The organism is Vibrio sp. OPT41, assembly GCF_015163595.1.
In the GTDB taxonomy this organism is placed as follows: domain Bacteria; phylum Pseudomonadota; class Gammaproteobacteria; order Enterobacterales; family Vibrionaceae; genus Vibrio; species Vibrio alginolyticus.
On record NZ_JADDYH010000098.1, the window covers coordinates 1 to 515 of the forward strand.

Consider the following 515-nt stretch of genomic DNA (forward strand, 5'->3'; position numbering starts at 1 on the left):
CCCACCTGATTTCCATGCCGAACTCAGAAGTGAAACGAAATAGCGCCGATGGTAGTGTGGGGCTTCCCCATGTGAGAGTAGGACATCGCCAGGCTTTATTTCCGACTTGTCTGAATACAGACGAGTCAACATAAGGTTTTAAACAAAAGTTTAGAATTTTATGTTGACTTTCAAAGTGGAAAGCGTATTATACGCACCTCGCTTGAGTGCTAAGGCACTGAAAGCCAAGCTCTTTAACAATATAGACCTATCAATCTGTGTGGGCACTCGTTGATGATAATCCAATTCGATACTTCGGTATCAAATTAGGTTTCAATGATACGAAGTGACCATTGAATCGAAAGATTCAGCACAGTCAATTCAAACATTACTTCTGCTATTTATTAGCGAAAGGAATGTTCAGTATTCATTGAGCCAAACAAAACCTTAAATTGAAGAGTTTGATCATGGCTCAGATTGAACGCTGGCGGCAGGCCTAACACATGCAAGTCGAGCGGAAACGAGTTATCTGAACC

At 41.6% G+C, this 515-nt stretch carries 2 rRNA genes; both read left to right on the forward strand.

Annotation, left to right across the window (positions count from 1 at the left end):
- Window positions 1-94: ribosomal RNA gene (gene rrf, locus IQP38_RS25555) — 5S ribosomal RNA — on the forward strand; the annotation flags it as partial.
- Window positions 95-428: 334 nt separating this feature from the next.
- A 16S ribosomal RNA gene (locus IQP38_RS25560) occupies window positions 429-515 on the forward strand; the annotation flags it as partial.